This window comes from Nocardia sp. NPDC023733 (genome assembly GCF_040639775.1).
In the GTDB taxonomy this organism is placed as follows: domain Bacteria; phylum Actinomycetota; class Actinomycetes; order Mycobacteriales; family Mycobacteriaceae; genus Nocardia; species Nocardia rosealba.
Map to the genome: position 1 here is coordinate 159,267 of NZ_JBFAAN010000007.1, position 13,803 is coordinate 173,069.

19 protein-coding genes are annotated in these 13,803 nt (G+C 66.8%); 12 read left to right on the forward strand and 7 right to left on the reverse strand.

All coding sequences use genetic code 11. The features are described 5' to 3' along the window. Positions 1-29: 29 nt before the first annotated feature. From AB0F86_RS24485 to AB0F86_RS24500, 4 genes are all read right to left on the reverse strand, one after another. Positions 30-1,205 (reverse strand): lycopene cyclase family protein, encoded by a 1,176-nt coding sequence (locus tag AB0F86_RS24485; protein WP_356985955.1) that lies wholly within the window; start codon positions 1,203-1,205, stop codon positions 30-32. 48 nt (positions 1,206-1,253) lie between these two features. After that, positions 1,254-2,417 (reverse strand): ABC transporter permease, encoded by a 1,164-nt coding sequence (locus AB0F86_RS24490; protein ID WP_356985954.1) that lies wholly within the window; start codon positions 2,415-2,417, stop codon positions 1,254-1,256. Positions 2,418-2,487: 70 nt separating this feature from the next. Then, a complete protein-coding gene (locus AB0F86_RS24495) occupies positions 2,488-3,360 on the reverse strand; it encodes an ATP-binding cassette domain-containing protein (protein WP_356985953.1) in 873 nt (290 codons plus the stop codon). 49 nt (positions 3,361-3,409) lie between these two features. Next, a complete protein-coding gene (locus tag AB0F86_RS24500; protein ID WP_067491156.1) occupies positions 3,410-3,886 on the reverse strand; it encodes a hotdog fold domain-containing protein in 477 nt (158 codons plus the stop codon). 448 nt (positions 3,887-4,334) lie between these two features. On the opposite strand from AB0F86_RS24500, the gene rpsJ reads away from it, so the two are divergent. The 12 genes from rpsJ (at position 4,335) to AB0F86_RS24560 (ending at position 9,909) form a co-directional block, all read left to right on the forward strand. Further along, positions 4,335-4,640: a 30S ribosomal protein S10 gene (gene rpsJ / locus AB0F86_RS24505; RefSeq protein ID WP_003938093.1), complete on the forward strand. Its 306-nt coding sequence runs from the start codon at positions 4,335-4,337 to the stop codon at positions 4,638-4,640. 14 nt (positions 4,641-4,654) lie between these two features. Then, on the forward strand, positions 4,655-5,320 hold the full coding sequence (rplC, locus tag AB0F86_RS24510) for a 50S ribosomal protein L3 (RefSeq protein ID WP_067491154.1): 666 nt from the start codon (positions 4,655-4,657) through the stop codon (positions 5,318-5,320). After that, positions 5,317-6,006, forward strand: a complete 690-nt coding sequence (gene rplD, locus AB0F86_RS24515) for a 50S ribosomal protein L4 (RefSeq protein WP_225281835.1) — start codon at positions 5,317-5,319, stop codon at positions 6,004-6,006. Before rplC ends, rplD begins: the two co-directional genes overlap by 4 nt. After that, positions 6,003-6,308 (forward strand): 50S ribosomal protein L23, encoded by a 306-nt coding sequence (gene rplW, locus AB0F86_RS24520; protein WP_019045018.1) that lies wholly within the window; start codon positions 6,003-6,005, stop codon positions 6,306-6,308. The genes rplD and rplW overlap by 4 nt, the downstream gene beginning before the upstream one ends. Before the next feature lie 33 nt (positions 6,309-6,341). After that, complete coding sequence (gene rplB, locus AB0F86_RS24525) at positions 6,342-7,178, forward strand: 50S ribosomal protein L2 (RefSeq protein ID WP_067491152.1); 837 nt, start codon at positions 6,342-6,344, stop codon at positions 7,176-7,178. Positions 7,179-7,193: 15 nt separating this feature from the next. Further along, positions 7,194-7,475 (forward strand): 30S ribosomal protein S19, encoded by a 282-nt coding sequence (gene rpsS / locus AB0F86_RS24530; protein WP_067491151.1) that lies wholly within the window; start codon positions 7,194-7,196, stop codon positions 7,473-7,475. Further along, positions 7,472-7,885 (forward strand): 50S ribosomal protein L22, encoded by a 414-nt coding sequence (gene rplV, locus AB0F86_RS24535; RefSeq protein WP_067491149.1) that lies wholly within the window; start codon positions 7,472-7,474, stop codon positions 7,883-7,885. Before rpsS ends, rplV begins: the two co-directional genes overlap by 4 nt. After that, on the forward strand, positions 7,886-8,683 hold the full coding sequence (gene rpsC, locus AB0F86_RS24540; protein WP_067491148.1) for a 30S ribosomal protein S3: 798 nt from the start codon (positions 7,886-7,888) through the stop codon (positions 8,681-8,683). A gap of 3 nt (positions 8,684-8,686) precedes the next feature. Further along, the gene (gene rplP, locus AB0F86_RS24545) at positions 8,687-9,103 is read left to right on the forward strand and encodes a 50S ribosomal protein L16 (protein WP_067491147.1); all 417 of its coding nucleotides are present in this window, start codon (positions 8,687-8,689) and stop codon (positions 9,101-9,103) included. Beyond that, complete coding sequence (rpmC, locus tag AB0F86_RS24550; RefSeq protein ID WP_019045024.1) at positions 9,103-9,342, forward strand: 50S ribosomal protein L29; 240 nt, start codon at positions 9,103-9,105, stop codon at positions 9,340-9,342. The genes rplP and rpmC overlap by 1 nt, the downstream gene beginning before the upstream one ends. Further along, positions 9,339-9,608 carry a 30S ribosomal protein S17 gene (gene rpsQ / locus AB0F86_RS24555; protein ID WP_067491145.1) on the forward strand — a complete coding sequence of 90 codons (270 nt, stop codon included), beginning with the start codon at positions 9,339-9,341 and terminating at the stop codon, positions 9,606-9,608. Before rpmC ends, rpsQ begins: the two co-directional genes overlap by 4 nt. 109 nt (positions 9,609-9,717) lie before the next feature. Next, positions 9,718-9,909, forward strand: a complete 192-nt coding sequence (locus tag AB0F86_RS24560) for a ribbon-helix-helix domain-containing protein (protein WP_225281836.1) — start codon at positions 9,718-9,720, stop codon at positions 9,907-9,909. 77 nt (positions 9,910-9,986) lie between these two features. On the opposite strand, the gene AB0F86_RS24565 is transcribed toward AB0F86_RS24560, so the two are convergent. The 3 genes from AB0F86_RS24565 to AB0F86_RS24575 form a co-directional block, all read right to left on the reverse strand. Further along, a complete protein-coding gene (locus AB0F86_RS24565; protein WP_356985952.1) occupies positions 9,987-12,104 on the reverse strand; it encodes a hypothetical protein in 2,118 nt (705 codons plus the stop codon). Positions 12,105-12,226: 122 nt separating this feature from the next. Beyond that, positions 12,227-13,063 carry an SDR family oxidoreductase gene (locus AB0F86_RS24570; protein ID WP_356985951.1) on the reverse strand — a complete coding sequence of 279 codons (837 nt, stop codon included), beginning with the start codon at positions 13,061-13,063 and terminating at the stop codon, positions 12,227-12,229. A gap of 10 nt (positions 13,064-13,073) precedes the next feature. Continuing rightward, positions 13,074-13,802, reverse strand: a complete 729-nt coding sequence (locus AB0F86_RS24575) for a CPBP family intramembrane glutamic endopeptidase (protein ID WP_133733959.1) — start codon at positions 13,800-13,802, stop codon at positions 13,074-13,076. Between the last annotated feature and the right edge of the window lies 1 nt (position 13,803).

Sequence of the window (13,803 nt, forward strand, 5' to 3'; positions counted from 1 at the left end):
GGCCGCGCCGTTGCCCGGCGCGGCCTTTCTCATGCCGGTGCCGCGAACGGGTAGTCGACCCAGCGGTTGCGGTTGGTCCAACCGACCAGGTCGTAGCGCCAGCGGAACGGCCAGGTGTGGGCGACGGTGTTGAACAGCACCGCGCCCAGGGCGGTGTAGTCGTCGTGGGCCGACAGCAGTGCGCGTCGGCCGCGTTCGGATTCGGTGAAGAACGCCTCGAACATGGCGATCGACTGGTCGGTGGTGAGCCTGCCGAGGCCCCACAGGCCACGCATCCGCATCCAGTACACCGCTCGCGCCTGCCACGGCCACAGCGCCTCGACGGGGTCGGTGCCCTGCTGCACGGCCGAGACGGCGGTGTCGATGAGGGCGAGCGAATCGGCCACGCTGTAGCCGGTGCACGGGTGCATCATGCCGCCGCGGGAACCGAACGGGATCGCCGCCGCGGCGCCCTTCTTCGGTGGCGGCTGGTCGAGCGGGTAGTGGGCGGCCTCGTGCGGTTCGTCGCCGGTGAGCCGAATACCGTGGGCGGCAAGACGATTCAACGTCCGCTTGCGCAGTTCGTGCTGGGGCATACCGCCGCGCAGGCCGAGGCTGGTCTCTTCGAAGATGACGGTTCCGTCGCCGAGCGGCACCGCGTACAGGAACGACGGCGGCTCGTCCGGACCCGCACCGTTCTCCGGTCGCCAGTCCAGCAGCAGACCCTCGCCGTCACCCACCATCGGCGCCGCGGTCTCGGCATCGACGAAGATCCCGTGCGCCGACGCCGCCCGCCGCTTGCCGAGCGTCGGCAGCCCACGGGTGTCGAACACCGTGCCCGCCGAGATCACCGTCCCGTCGGCCAGCTCCACCTCGTGCTGGTCCACCCGCCCGGCCCGCTGCGCGAACACCGTCGCGTCGTCGAGCGCGAGCGCCGCGTGCAACCCCGCCTTCGACAGCACACAGTAGGCCCGCTCGATCCGGTGCTCGGTCTTGGTCCACACCGTCGGCGCCGCGATCCGCTGCGCGACGGCACTCTCGGGCAACCAGCCCGGCAGCTCGTCCACCCAGCACGAGAACGTCGGCGGAAACAGCCGCTCCGGCCGCGGATCCACCGCCGCAACCCGCAACCCGGCCCCGGCAGCCCGATGCGCCAACCCCCGCCCAGCCGGCCCCAACCCGACCACGCAAATATCGAACTCCCGCACACTCACCCCCGCATTCAATCCACACCCCACACCCGGGCGCAAGGAGACGTGACCGGTGTCCCGGTGTCAGTCCTCGAGGGCGAGGGCCTGGCGGAGGGTGAGGCGGCCCTGGGTTTGCATGAGGGAGCGGCGGTAGATCTTTTCGGCCACGATGACGATGGCGTAGGTGGCTGCGGCCATCAGGGTGAGGGCGATGAGGGGTTCCCACCAGGCGGCGGTGCCTTCGGCCAGGCGGCTCGGCATGGCGATGATCGAGGTGATGGGGACGTAGGAGGCGATCACGCGGGCGGTTCCGGAGAGGAAGATGCCCGCGAACAGCACGATCATGATGAGCATCGACAGGGGAGTGGAGGTGGACTGCAGGTCCTCGCTGCGCGTCGACAGGGAGCCGGCCACCGCCCACAGGCTGGCCAGGGCGAGGAAACCGACCACGAAGAACACGATGAACCAGCCTGCGGCCCCGGCGATCCGGCCGAGCTGGTCGGCCTTGCCGAGGAAGACCAACCCGCCGAGCCCGGCGACCACGAACAGCACGAGCTGCCCGAACGCCAGCACCGCGTTGCCGACCACCTTGCCGATCAGCAACTGCCGCAACGGGATCGCGCTCGCCAGGATCTCGACGATGCGGTTCTGCTTCTCCTCGATCACACTCTGCGCGATCGACATCCCGAACAGCAGCGACGCCAGATAGAAAAGGAACGCGAAGACGAACGCGACGATCTTGGCCAGCCCCGGATCGATGGCGTTCTTCTCCAGCAGCGTGTAATCCACACCGGCGCCCTGAGCGAGTTCGTCCATGGTGACACCGGCAGCGGCGGCATTGCGCTGCAAGGCCAACTGCTGGGCGGCGGCGGTGATGTAGGTGGCGGCGGCGTCGTTCTCGGCGGTCTTGCCGATCAGCTGCCAGCCGTCGGGCTCGGCGGCGACCAGGCCGACATCGACCGCACCGTCGCGCACCTGCTGTTCGACAGCGGCACGGTCGGCTACCGCCTGCCCGGTGAAGCTGACGTCCTTCTCGGCCCCCAGCTCGTTAGCCCGGTCGAGCACCACTACGGCAGCCGTTCCGGTGATCGCGACATCGACCTTGTCGGGCCTGCTGTTGAGGAACCCGCTCACCGCCACCGACGCGATGATCGCCACGATGGTCACCACCGTAGAGACCACGAAATTGCGATCCCGCAGCTTCACCACGATCTCGCGAGCCGCGACGATCCGCCACACCCCCGTCATGCTGCGCCTCCCTGGCATGATCGGGCGCCGTCCGTGGTCATGCGAGCTACCGCCGCCAGGCACTGACCTCTCACGCCGTCACCTCCCGATAGATCTCGGCAACGGTCGGCCTGACCTCGGTGAACTCACGCACCGATCCACGCGACAACGCCTCTTTCAAAATGGCATCGGTCTCCGACGCCTCGAAAACCGCACGCCCACCGTCTATTTCCACCGACCGAATACCGGGATGGGACCGTAACCATTCCGCGTCACCGTCGACGACGAGCCGATATCGCAACCCGCCAGCCGAACGAAGCTCATCGACCGACCCCTGCCCGACCACCCGCCCCGAGGACAGAATGACGAGCCGATCACACAAACGCTCGACCAGATCGAGCTGATGCGAGGAGAACAGCACCGGCACACCCTTCGCGGCGAACTCCCGCAGCAACTCGACCATCGAGTCGACGGCCAGCGGGTCGAGCCCGGAGAACGGTTCGTCGAGAATCAATGCCGTGGGCTGCGCGATCACCGCCGCCGCGATCTGCACTCGCTGCTGGTTGCCGAGCGAGAGCGATTCGAGCTTGTCCTTGCCACGGTCGGCCAACCCGAACCGTTCGAGCAGGCCGAGCGCGCGGGTCTTGGCTGCCTCGGCCGTCACATCACGTAATCGCGCGAGGTAGACGAGCTGATCGAGCACCGGTTGCTTGGGGTGGAGCCCGCGTTCCTCCGGCATGTACCCGAAGGAACGGCGATCCAGCGCCGTGACCGGCCGGTTGTCCCAGCGCACCTCGCCGGACTGCACGGCGAGCACGCCCATGATCATCCGCATGGTCGTGGTCTTACCCGCCCCGTTCCCGCCGACGAACCCGGTGAGCACCCCCGGCGCCACCGTGAACGACACGTCGTCGACCGCGACCTTGTCGCCGAACCGGCGGACCACATGCGCGACTTCCAGCATCGAACCTCCCCGTCTGTAGCCGTGCTCACAACCGTACCGGCCCAACGGGTTACCGCGGCGTGACCCAGGTGGTGATCTCGGCGTGCACCACCTCGACGCCGTCCTTGTCGAAGATCGACACCGGCACCGTCAGCTCACGCCCCTCGGTGATCGCCGCGAAATCGGGGATCTCGGCCAGCTTCGCCACCGCGCGCAGCCCCGACTCGGCTTTCGCCAGGTACTGCACATTCATGCCCTTGGGGATCCAGCGATGGGTGGTCGGCACCGTCGCCTCGCTGAGCATGCCCATCGCCACCTCGGCCAGATTGCACGCGGCGATGGCGTGGAAGGTGCCGAGATGATTGTGGATGCCGAACCATTTCGGCGAGGTCACCTCGCACAGTCCGGGCTCGAGCCGCACCACTTGCGGCAGCACCGTGCCGAAGTAGGGGACCCGGGCCACCATCCCGAGTGAGAACAGCGCATGCCCGATGCGGTTGTCGGGCAGCTTCTTCCAGCCGCGGTACGTTGCGGTTTCCTGTGCCATCCCCGTATCTTACTCAAAAGTAAGATAAGCGGGAAGCCCACTGACCAGCGCTGGTGACCCGCCAGCTACCATGGTCGAGCACAGTCCGATCAGTGACCGATGCCTCATGCCCCCCGATTTGAAGAGCTTTGTCGGCATGGTGCATACTGTTCGGGTTGCCTTGCGCAGGATCGTCGCCCTTCGGGGCCGACGGGTCGAGCAGGGCAGGCAGCAGTTGTGTATCCCACCGGTTCGCCGGTGTGGATACGTTCGGGACCACGTTGTAGCAAAAAGGGCGACACGCCCGACCGCGTGGACCGGAGAACCATGACAGATGAACAGCGGCGAGGACTGGGCGGTGCCCGGTGGCGATCTCGAAACCTCACGTGTGTTCGGGCTGTGCAAATGAGGGTGGTGCGGGAGCTTGCTCCTGTGACCACGAAGGAAAGCGGAGAAAAGGACACTTAGCGTGGCGGGACAAAAGATCCGCATCAGGCTCAAGGCCTATGACCACGAGGCGATCGACGCGTCTGCGCGCAAGATCGTGGAGACGGTGACCCGCACCGGCGCCCGTGTGGTCGGGCCTGTGCCGTTGCCCACCGAGAAGAACGTGTACTGCGTCATCCGTTCGCCGCACAAGTACAAGGACTCGCGCGAACACTTCGAGATGCGTACACACAAGCGCCTCATCGACATCCTCGACCCGACGCCGAAGACGGTCGACGCGCTCATGCGCATCGACCTGCCGGCCAGCGTCGACGTCAACATTCAGTGACGGGGACTCGAGATATGACTGACAACAAGAACCGGCCCGCAGCCGGCATCCTGGGCACCAAGCTCGGCATGACCCAGGTCTTCGACGAGAAGAACCGCGTCGTCCCGGTCACCGTCATCAAGGCGGGCCCGAACGTGGTCACCCAGATCCGCACCGTGGAGCGCGACGGCTACTCGGCCGTCCAGATCGCTTTCGGCGCCATCGACCCGCGCAAGGTGAACAAGCCGGTTTCCGGTCAGTTCGCCAAGGCCGGTGTCACCCCGCGCCGCCACGTCACCGAGATCCGCGTCGCGGATGCCTCCACCTTCGAGGTCGGCCAGGAGCTTTCCGCCGACGTCTTCGAAGAGGGCACCTACGTCGACGTGACCGGAATCAGCAAGGGCAAGGGCTTCGCAGGCACCATGAAGCGTCACGGCTTCAAGGGCCAGGGCGCCTCGCACGGTGCGCAGGCTGTGCACCGTCGCCCGGGTTCCATCGGTGGCTGTGCCACTCCCGGCCGCGTGTTCAAGGGCATGCGCATGTCGGGCCGTATGGGTAACGACCGCGTGACCACGCAGAACCTGTCGGTTCACAAGGTCGACGCCGAGAACGGCCTGCTCCTGGTCAAGGGTGCCATCCCCGGCCGCAAGGGCAACGTCGTGATCGTCAAGAGCGCCGTGAAGGGTGGTGCGCACGCATGACCAGCTCCGCAGTTAACACGGAGAAGAAGGCCGCTAATCTCACGCTGACCGTCAAGGCTGCAGGCGGCAAGACCGAAGGCACCGTCGACCTCCCCGCGGAGATCTTCGACGTGACCGCCAACGTCGCGCTGATGCACCAGGTCGTCATCGCGCAGCTGGCCGCCGCTCGCCAGGGCACCCACGCCACGAAGACTCGTGGCCAGGTCTCCGGTGGTGGCAAGAAGCCGTACCGCCAGAAGGGCACCGGCCGCGCCCGCCAGGGTTCGACCCGTGCGCCGCAGTTCGCCGGCGGTGGCACCGTCCACGGCCCGCAGCCGCGTGACTACAGCCAGCGGACCCCCAAGAAGATGAAGGCCGCCGCCCTGCGCGGTGCCCTGTCCGACCGGGCCCGCAACGAGCGCATCCACGTGATCACCGAACTGGTCTCGGGTCAGACCCCGTCGACCAAGGCCGCGAAGAGCTTCCTGTCCGAGCTGTCGGACCGCAAGAAGTTCCTCGTCGTGGTCGGTCGCGAGGACGTCGCCGCGTGGAAGAGCGTGGCGAACCTGCAGAACGTGCTGCCGATCGCCCCGGATCAGCTCAACACCTACGACGTCCTCAACAGCGACGAACTGGTGTTCAGCGTCGAGGCCCTGAACGCGTTCGTTCACGGTCCCGCCGAGGCGGCCCAGGAGGAGAGCAAGTGAGCACCATCGCCGACCCCCGCGACATCCTGCTCGCACCGGTCATCTCGGAGAAGTCCTACGGACTGATCGAGGAAGGTACCTACACCTTCCTGGTGCACCCGGATTCGAACAAGACGCAGATCAAGATCGCCGTCGAGAAGGTTTTCGGCGTCAAGGTCACCAGCGTCAACACCGCCAACCGTCAGGGCAAGCGCAAGCGGACCCGCTTCGGTTACGGCAAGCGCAAGGACACCAAGCGCGCGCTCGTGACCATCTCGGCCGACAGCAAGCCCATCGAGATCTTCGGAGGACCGGTCGCGTAAGCGGCTGGCGATCCAGAAAGCAGAGAAGAACTCATGGCAATCCGTAAATACAAGCCGACTACACCGGGCCGTCGTGGCTCGAGTGTCTCGGACTTCGCCGAGATCACCCGGTCGACGCCGGAGAAGTCGCTGCTGCGCCCGCTCACCAAGTCCGGTGGTCGTAACGCGCACGGTCGCATCACCACGCGTCACCGCGGTGGCGGTCACAAGCGTGCCTACCGTGTCATCGACTTCCGTCGACTGGACAAGGACGGCATCCCGGCCAAGGTCGCTCACATCGAGTACGACCCCAACCGCACCGCCAACATCGCACTGCTGCACTTCGCCGACGGCGAGAAGCGCTACATCATCGCGCCGAAGGGCATCAAGCAGGGCAGCCCGATCGAGTCCGGCCCCACGGCCGACATCAAGCCGGGTAACAACCTGCCGCTGCGCAACATCCCGACCGGTACCACGATCCACAACGTGGAGCTGCGTCCGGGCGGTGGCGCCAAGATGGCCCGTGCCGCAGGCATGAGCATTCAGCTGCTGGGCAAGGAAGGGCCGTACGCGACCCTTCGTATGCCCTCCGGTGAAATCCGCCGTGTCGACGTGCGCTGCCGCGCCACCGTCGGCGAGGTCGGCAACGCCGAGCAGTCGAACATCAACTGGGGCAAGGCCGGCCGTATGCGCTGGAAGGGCCGTCGTCCTACCGTCCGTGGTGTCGTCATGAACCCGGTCGACCACCCGCACGGTGGTGGTGAGGGTAAGACCTCCGGTGGTCGCCACCCGGTCTCCCCGTGGGGCCAGCCTGAGGGCCGTACCCGCAAGCCCAACCGCCCGAGCGACAAGCTCATCGTCCGCCGTCGCAAGACCGGCAAGAAGCGCTAAAGGAGGAGGTAAGAAATGCCACGCAGCCTCAAGAAGGGCCCGTTCGTCGACGACCACCTCCTGAAGAAGGTGGACGTCCAGAACGAAAAAGGCACCAAGCAGGTCATCAAGACCTGGTCGCGTCGCTCGACCATCATCCCCGATTTCATCGGTCACACTTTCGCCGTCCACGACGGTCGCAAGCACGTCCCGGTGTTCGTCTCGGACAACATGGTCGGCCACAAGCTCGGTGAGTTCGCGCCGACCAGGACGTTCAAGAGCCACGTCAAGGACGACCGGAAGAGCAAGCGGCGATGACTGAAACCAACACCGAAACGGTTCAGAACCCGACTGCCCGCGCTACCGCTAAGCATGTGCGGGTCACCCCGATGAAGGCGCGTCGCGTCGTGGACATGGTCCGCGGCAAGCGTGTCGAGGACGCGCTGGCCATCCTGCGGTTCGCCCCGCAGGCCGCCAGCGAGCCGGTGGCCAAGGTCGTGGCTTCGGCCGCGGCGAACGCCGAGAACAACCTCGGCCTCAACCCGGCCACCCTGGTCATCTCGACTGCTTTTGTCGACGAGGGTGCCACCATGAAGCGTTTCCAGCCGCGGGCCCAGGGCCGCGCGTTCCGGATTCGCAAGCGCACCAGCCACATCACCATCGAGGTCGAGAGCGTGCCCACTGCCGGCGCTGCCACTCGTAGCCGCCGGAAGGGAGGGGCAAAGTAAATGGGACAGAAAATCAACCCCCATGGCTTCCGCCTCGGTATCACCACCGACTGGAAGTCGCGTTGGTACGCGGACAAGCAGTACGCGGAATACGTGAAGGAAGACGTTCAGATCCGCAAGCTCCTCGCCACTGGCATGGAGCGGGCCGGCATCTCGAAGGTCGAGATCGAGCGCACCCGTGATCGCGTCCGTGTGGATATCCACACCGCGCGTCCCGGCATCGTGATCGGTCGCCGTGGCGCGGAGGCCGACCGCATCCGCGCCGAGCTGGAGAAGCTCACCAAGAAGCAGGTTCAGCTGAACATCCTCGAGGTCAAGAACCCCGAATCGGATGCGCAGCTGGTTGCTCAGGGTGTTGCCGAGCAGCTGTCCAACCGTGTGGCGTTCCGTCGCGCGATGCGTAAGGCCATCCAGTCGGCCATGCGTTCGCCGAACGTCAAGGGCATCCGTGTGCAGTGCTCGGGCCGCCTCGGTGGCGCCGAAATGTCGCGCTCGGAGTTCTACCGTGAAGGTCGCGTCCCGCTGCACACGCTGCGCGCGGACATCGACTACGGCCTCTACGAGGCCAAGACCACCTTCGGTCGCATCGGCGTGAAGGTCTGGATCTACAAGGGCGACATCGTCGGTGGTCGTCGTGAGGTGACCGCTGCCGCTGCTGCTGCTCCGGATCGCCAGCGTCGCGAGCGTCCGAGCCGCCCCCGTCGGTCCGGCGCCACTGGCACCACCGCGACCAGCACCGAGGTCGGTCGCGCCGCCACCGCAGTGGCGGAGGCTCCGGCAGAGAACAAGGAGGGCTGACGCATGCTGATGCCCCGTAGGGTCAAGCACCGCAAGCAGCACCACCCCAGCCGCTCCGGCATGTCCAAGGGCGGCACCGCGGTGGCGTTCGGTGACTACGGCATCCAGGCTCTCGAGCCTGCCTACGTCACCAACCGTCAGATCGAGTCGGCGCGTATCGCGATGACCCGCCACATCAAGCGTGGCGGCAAGATCTGGATCAACATCTACCCCGACCGCCCGCTCACCAAGAAGCCTGCCGAGACCCGCATGGGTTCCGGTAAGGGTTCGCCGGAGTGGTGGGTCGCGAACGTGAAGCCCGGTCGGGTCATGTTCGAGATGTCTTACCCCAACGAGGAGACCGCTCGCGAGGCCCTGCGCCGCGCGATGCACAAGCTCCCCATGAAGTGCAGGATCGTGACCAGGGAGGAGCAGTTCTGATGGCTACCGGAACACCGGCCGCAGAGCTCCGCGAGCTCAACGAAGAAGAGCTCGTGGCCAAACTGCGCGAGTCGAAGGAAGAGCTGTTCAACCTGCGCTTCCAGATGGCGACGGGTCAGCTCGACAACAACCGTCGTCTGCGCGTCGTCCGCCACGAGATCGCGCGCATTTACACGGTCATGCGTGAGCGCGAGCTCGGCCTGGCCACGGCGCCCGCGGGCAAGGGAGATGCGGCATGAGCGAGAAGAAGGAAGAGCGCGGCAGCCGCAAGGTTCGTAGCGGCTACGTCGTCTCGGACAAGATGAACAAGACGATCGTCGTCGAGCTGGAAGACCGTCACCGGCACCCGCTCTACGGCAAGATCATTCGCACCACCTCCAAGGTGAAGGCGCATGACGAGAACGAGATCGCCGGCGTCGGCGACCGCGTTCAGCTGATGGAGACCCGTCCGCTGTCGGCCACCAAGCGCTGGCGTCTGGTCGAGGTCCTGGAGAAGGCCAAGTAAGGTCCCTCCTCGATCCATCGAGATCGTTGCCACGAAGGCCCGTTTCCCTCTGGGGAAGCGGGCCTTCGTCGCGTCGCGGGCTAGGTGATATTGCCGGATATCATGCGGAATGGCCATAACACTGCATCTCGACGGCGATGATGGCCGGCGCATGACCGAGCTGGCCGAGCGTCTCGGACTGAGCGAGCAGGATTTGGCGCAAGAGGCAATTCGCAGGTACGTCGCTGGGCACGAGGCGTTCGGTGCGGTGGTCTACTCGATCATGGACGAGCACGCCGTGCTGATGCGGCGGCTTGCGTGAGCTACCTCGGTTGCACCGAGAGCGTCGTTGTTGCCCGCGAGGAGCTTGGACTCTTGGTCCGAAAGGGATCGCAGGCCTCAGCCGGTGAAGGCGTAGGGGTGGCGGATTTTTCGGGCGAATTCGACGACGTTGGTGACGGTTTTGCCGGGGACGCCTACTTCGGCGCCGATGCTGCGGGCTGACCAGGACTGGTCGGTGAGTTCGAGGATTTCCTCGATTTGTTCGAGGGTCAGGCGCAGGGGGCTGTGGGTGGCGATGCGGCGGGCCAGGGCGCGGACCTCGGTGTCGTCGTAGTCGAATTCGTCGACGGGGTGGTCTTCGAGGAGGTCTTCCTCTGGGGCGGATTCCTGCGCGGTGAGCGGTTCGTCGGCATCTGAGGTGTCAGTTGGCAGTGTGACCGGTGCCGTGGGCTCGGGGTCTTCGGCGGACGTCTCGGTCGGTGCGACCGGCTCAGATGTTTGGGCCGACGGTTCGACCCCTGCGATCGACCCGGATTTGCGGGTAGACGGGGCGGCCGGCGCGACGGTCTCGGTGACCGGGGTGGCCGGTGCCGTGGGCGTGGTGACTGCGGTGGCCGACGCGATCGGCTCGGTGACCTCAGTGACCGGTGCGACGGGCTCGGTGACTGCGGTGGGCGATGCGACGGGCTTGGTGACTGCGGTGGGCGATGCGACGGGCTTGGTGGCCCGGGCGGGTTCGGTCTCCAGCAGCAGTTGCTCGGCGGGTTCCGTGGCGAGGGTGAGCTGTTCGGGCTCGTCGGCGAGGGCCGGTGAATTGTGTTGCGCTACCACCGGAGTGGGGGCAGCCGTGTCGCCGTTGCGGTCACGGGCGACGGTGCCGGCGTGCGCCGTCGCCTCGGGAACGGGGTCGGTGCCGGTCGCTTCGCCGGGAGTGGGTTGGGCGGCGGCGGTGACAGGTATTCGCCGCAACGAGGGGGTGACACCGTTGGTGTCGGCGTGGCCGTTGCGCCGGTGGTCGGCGGCGGCCCGGTGGATGAGTTCGAGAGTGCCGGGAGCGGTCGACTTTTCGGCAGCAGGGCGGCGGGTGATATGCGGGCGCTTGGGGTTCGGGCGCTCGCCGGGCGCGGCGTCGTCAGATCCGGCGACCAGATCGTCCTCGTCGCTGCGCGGCGCTTCGATATCGCCTGCGGCGTCGTGCCCGGTTCTGCCGCCGAGTACGACGTCGCCATCGAGAGTGGCTTCGTCGTCGAGACCGGCGTCGCTGCTGGGCATGGCGTGATCGACCTGCCCGGCCTCTGTGCTGTGTGTGGCGCGGTCGGCCTGCGAGGCGTGGTGGTTGAGCCCTGCGCTGCCGCCGGCCTGAGTATCGGTGTCGACGGCGGACAAGCGCGCGCCATTGCCGATCGTCGACAGTGAGTCCGGCTGGGCGACAGTGGAATCCACTCGTTCGGAGGGGGAGTAGCTCCCCGGCAGTTCCACCGAAGCGCTCTCGATCAACATCGCGTACCGCGCCGAAACCCAGGCGTGCAACCAGATCACGACACCGACCATCACGGGCGCGATGGAGAACTCTGCCGCCCGCCCCCATGCACCGGAGGCCAGGTGGGGCCCGGCGTTGAGGGCGACGGTGGTGCCGAGGAGGGCGAGTTCGAACACGATGACCTTGCCGCGTTCGAGTTCACGCCCCCAGCGTGCGGCGGTGGTCGCGGCGATCATGATGACGATGATCGGGATGGAGATCATCGCCTCGATGCCGAAGCTGAGCCAGTACAGCGGATCGCTCATGTCCCCGCTCGGCACCAGGTTGTGCTGCACATTCACCCCGGCCCACACCATGCCGAGCAGCACCACGCCGATCAGTGCGCGCGAGGACCATTCGGCGCGACGGTAGAGCTGCGCGAGCCGCGCGTCGGCACTCGATACCCGGCGTCGTGCGGCCAGTGCTTTGCGGTGCCAGCGGGCGTCGGCTTCGTCGGTATGCCGGATCAAAGCGCCAGTGCGACGGTCACGTTTGTCGGCGGCGAGTTCGTCGGCGACAGCGCGACGCCGCTGTTTGCGGCGCTGGGCCCGGATCCATTCGGCGAGTTCGCGTTCGGCGCGGATCTCGGCTTCCGAGAGGGCGTCGTAGAGTGCCGTGTCGTGCTGCAGCGGCAGCTTGCCCCTGGCGGTAGCGACCTGCTTGGCGAGGGCCGTGATCTCGGTATCGGCAGGGTCGATCGACCGATCGTCGGACATCTCGCGCCTTCCGCGTCACTCGAACATATGGACTATCGAACATATGTGTGATTGCAGAGAGCGTAAACGCCGACCGTTCCCGGGTCAACGATCATGGTGTGAAAATGGAGCGGAGAAAGCCCTCATGCCCCGGAATCGCCGTCGAGTAAACGCTTTTCGTAAGTGGCTCGTGCGGACGAACCGTCAACGGCCGCAAGCTGATTCGGGACGGTCCTGCGCAGGATCAGATCGCGGGCCCACTGTGGAAGCACTCCGGCCCAGCGCAGCATCGGCCCGAGCGATCCCGGCACCGTCACCTCGAAGCGTGGCCGCTGGATCACCTCGACAACGGCCCGCGCCACATCGGCGGGCTGCAACAGTGGCGCCGCCCCGCTGGACGTGCCCTTCGCGAGTTCGGTATCGACGACCCCCGGCATGATCGCGCTCAACCGCACGCCGCTGCCGCGCAGTTCCTCCCGCACGCCCGTCAGGTACCCGAGCACACCGTGCTTGGTCGCCGCGTAGGTCGCCTCCCCGGCGGGTGAGACCTTCGATGCCACCGAGGCGATGGTGACGATATGTCCACGCCCCCGTGCGCGCATGGCGGGCGCAGCCAGCCGCACACCCCGGATCACCCCGTGCAGATTCACCGCGAGCATCCGCGCGGTAGCACTGTCGGGTTCGTCGTCGAACGCGCCGACCCACATCACCCCGGCATTGTTGACCAGCACATCGACCGGCCCGAGCAGCGCCTCGGTAACGGCGAGGAAGTCGTGAAACGACCGCTCGGAGGTCACATCGAGTTCGCACCCGTGCACCGTCCCCGGCAGCTCGGCCGCCGCCGCCCGGGCCGCGTCACCGGACAGGTCTCCGATACACACCAAGGCGCCCGCGGCCCCGAGTTCCCGGGCGATCTCCCGCCCGATCCCGGCCGCCCCACCGGTCACCGCGACTACCAATCCGACAAGCACACGTTTCACCGGACCGATGCTAGGCCAGTGCGGTGTGCCAGACGAGGGCTGCGGCGAGGGCGCCTGCTCCGTTGAGGGACCAGTGCAGGGCGATGGGGGCGAGAAGGCTGCCGCTGCGGCGGCGGAGCCAGGTGAAGACGACGCCCGCGGCGGCGGTGGCGGCGACGGCGAGGGTGATGCCGATGACCTGGCCCGCGAGGCCGCCGCCGACGATGCCGGACAAACCGGTATTGCTCGCGGTGAGGCCGAGGGAGGAGGCGATGTGCCAGAGGCCGAAGAGCAGCGAGCCGGCCGCGAACAGGCCGCGCACACCGAGCACCCGGTCGAGGGTGCCGTGCAGGACGCCGCGGAAGGCTAGTTCCTCGGGGATCACGGTCTGCAAGGGGATGACGATCATCGACGCGATCAGTGCGCCGGAGATGGTGGCGTACCGGTCGGCAAGGAAGAAGGGCCTGGTGATCGGCAGCAATGCCCCGATCGCGACAGCCGTGAGCACGATCCCCACCGCGCCGAGCGCGTAGACGGTGCCCCGGCGCCAGTGCCTGGGTGACAGTCCGAGTTCGGCCCAGCCGAGCCCGCGTTTGCGCATCAGTGCGAGCAGCAGGAATGCCGCGACGGGCACGGTGACGATATTGGCCCAAGCGGTGGTGAAGTGTGCGATCAGATTGGTTCCGGCGAGCACGACCACCACGACGGCGATATCGATATACGCGTGCAGTCCGGGTCGGGGATCGGCGGAGACGGGCACC

Coding starts and splice junctions, on each gene's coding strand:
- rpsC (WP_067491148.1), top strand. CDS start 7,886: ATGGGACAGAAAATCAACCCCCATGGCTTCCGCCTCGGTATCACCACC.
- AB0F86_RS24560 (WP_225281836.1), top strand. CDS start 9,718: ATGGCCATAACACTGCATCTCGACGGCGATGATGGCCGGCGCATGACC.
- rpsQ (WP_067491145.1), top strand. CDS start 9,339: ATGAGCGAGAAGAAGGAAGAGCGCGGCAGCCGCAAGGTTCGTAGCGGC.
- rplD (WP_225281835.1), top strand. CDS start 5,317: ATGACCAGCTCCGCAGTTAACACGGAGAAGAAGGCCGCTAATCTCACG.
- rpmC (WP_019045024.1), top strand. CDS start 9,103: ATGGCTACCGGAACACCGGCCGCAGAGCTCCGCGAGCTCAACGAAGAA.
- rplP (WP_067491147.1), top strand. CDS start 8,687: ATGCTGATGCCCCGTAGGGTCAAGCACCGCAAGCAGCACCACCCCAGC.
- AB0F86_RS24500 (WP_067491156.1), bottom strand. CDS start 3,886: ATGGCACAGGAAACCGCAACGTACCGCGGCTGGAAGAAGCTGCCCGAC.
- rplV (WP_067491149.1), top strand. CDS start 7,472: ATGACTGAAACCAACACCGAAACGGTTCAGAACCCGACTGCCCGCGCT.
- AB0F86_RS24490 (WP_356985954.1), bottom strand. CDS start 2,417: ATGACGGGGGTGTGGCGGATCGTCGCGGCTCGCGAGATCGTGGTGAAG.
- AB0F86_RS24565 (WP_356985952.1), bottom strand. CDS start 12,104: ATGTCCGACGATCGGTCGATCGACCCTGCCGATACCGAGATCACGGCC.
- rpsS (WP_067491151.1), top strand. CDS start 7,194: ATGCCACGCAGCCTCAAGAAGGGCCCGTTCGTCGACGACCACCTCCTG.
- AB0F86_RS24495 (WP_356985953.1), bottom strand. CDS start 3,360: ATGCTGGAAGTCGCGCATGTGGTCCGCCGGTTCGGCGACAAGGTCGCG.
- rplC (WP_067491154.1), top strand. CDS start 4,655: ATGACTGACAACAAGAACCGGCCCGCAGCCGGCATCCTGGGCACCAAG.
- rplB (WP_067491152.1), top strand. CDS start 6,342: ATGGCAATCCGTAAATACAAGCCGACTACACCGGGCCGTCGTGGCTCG.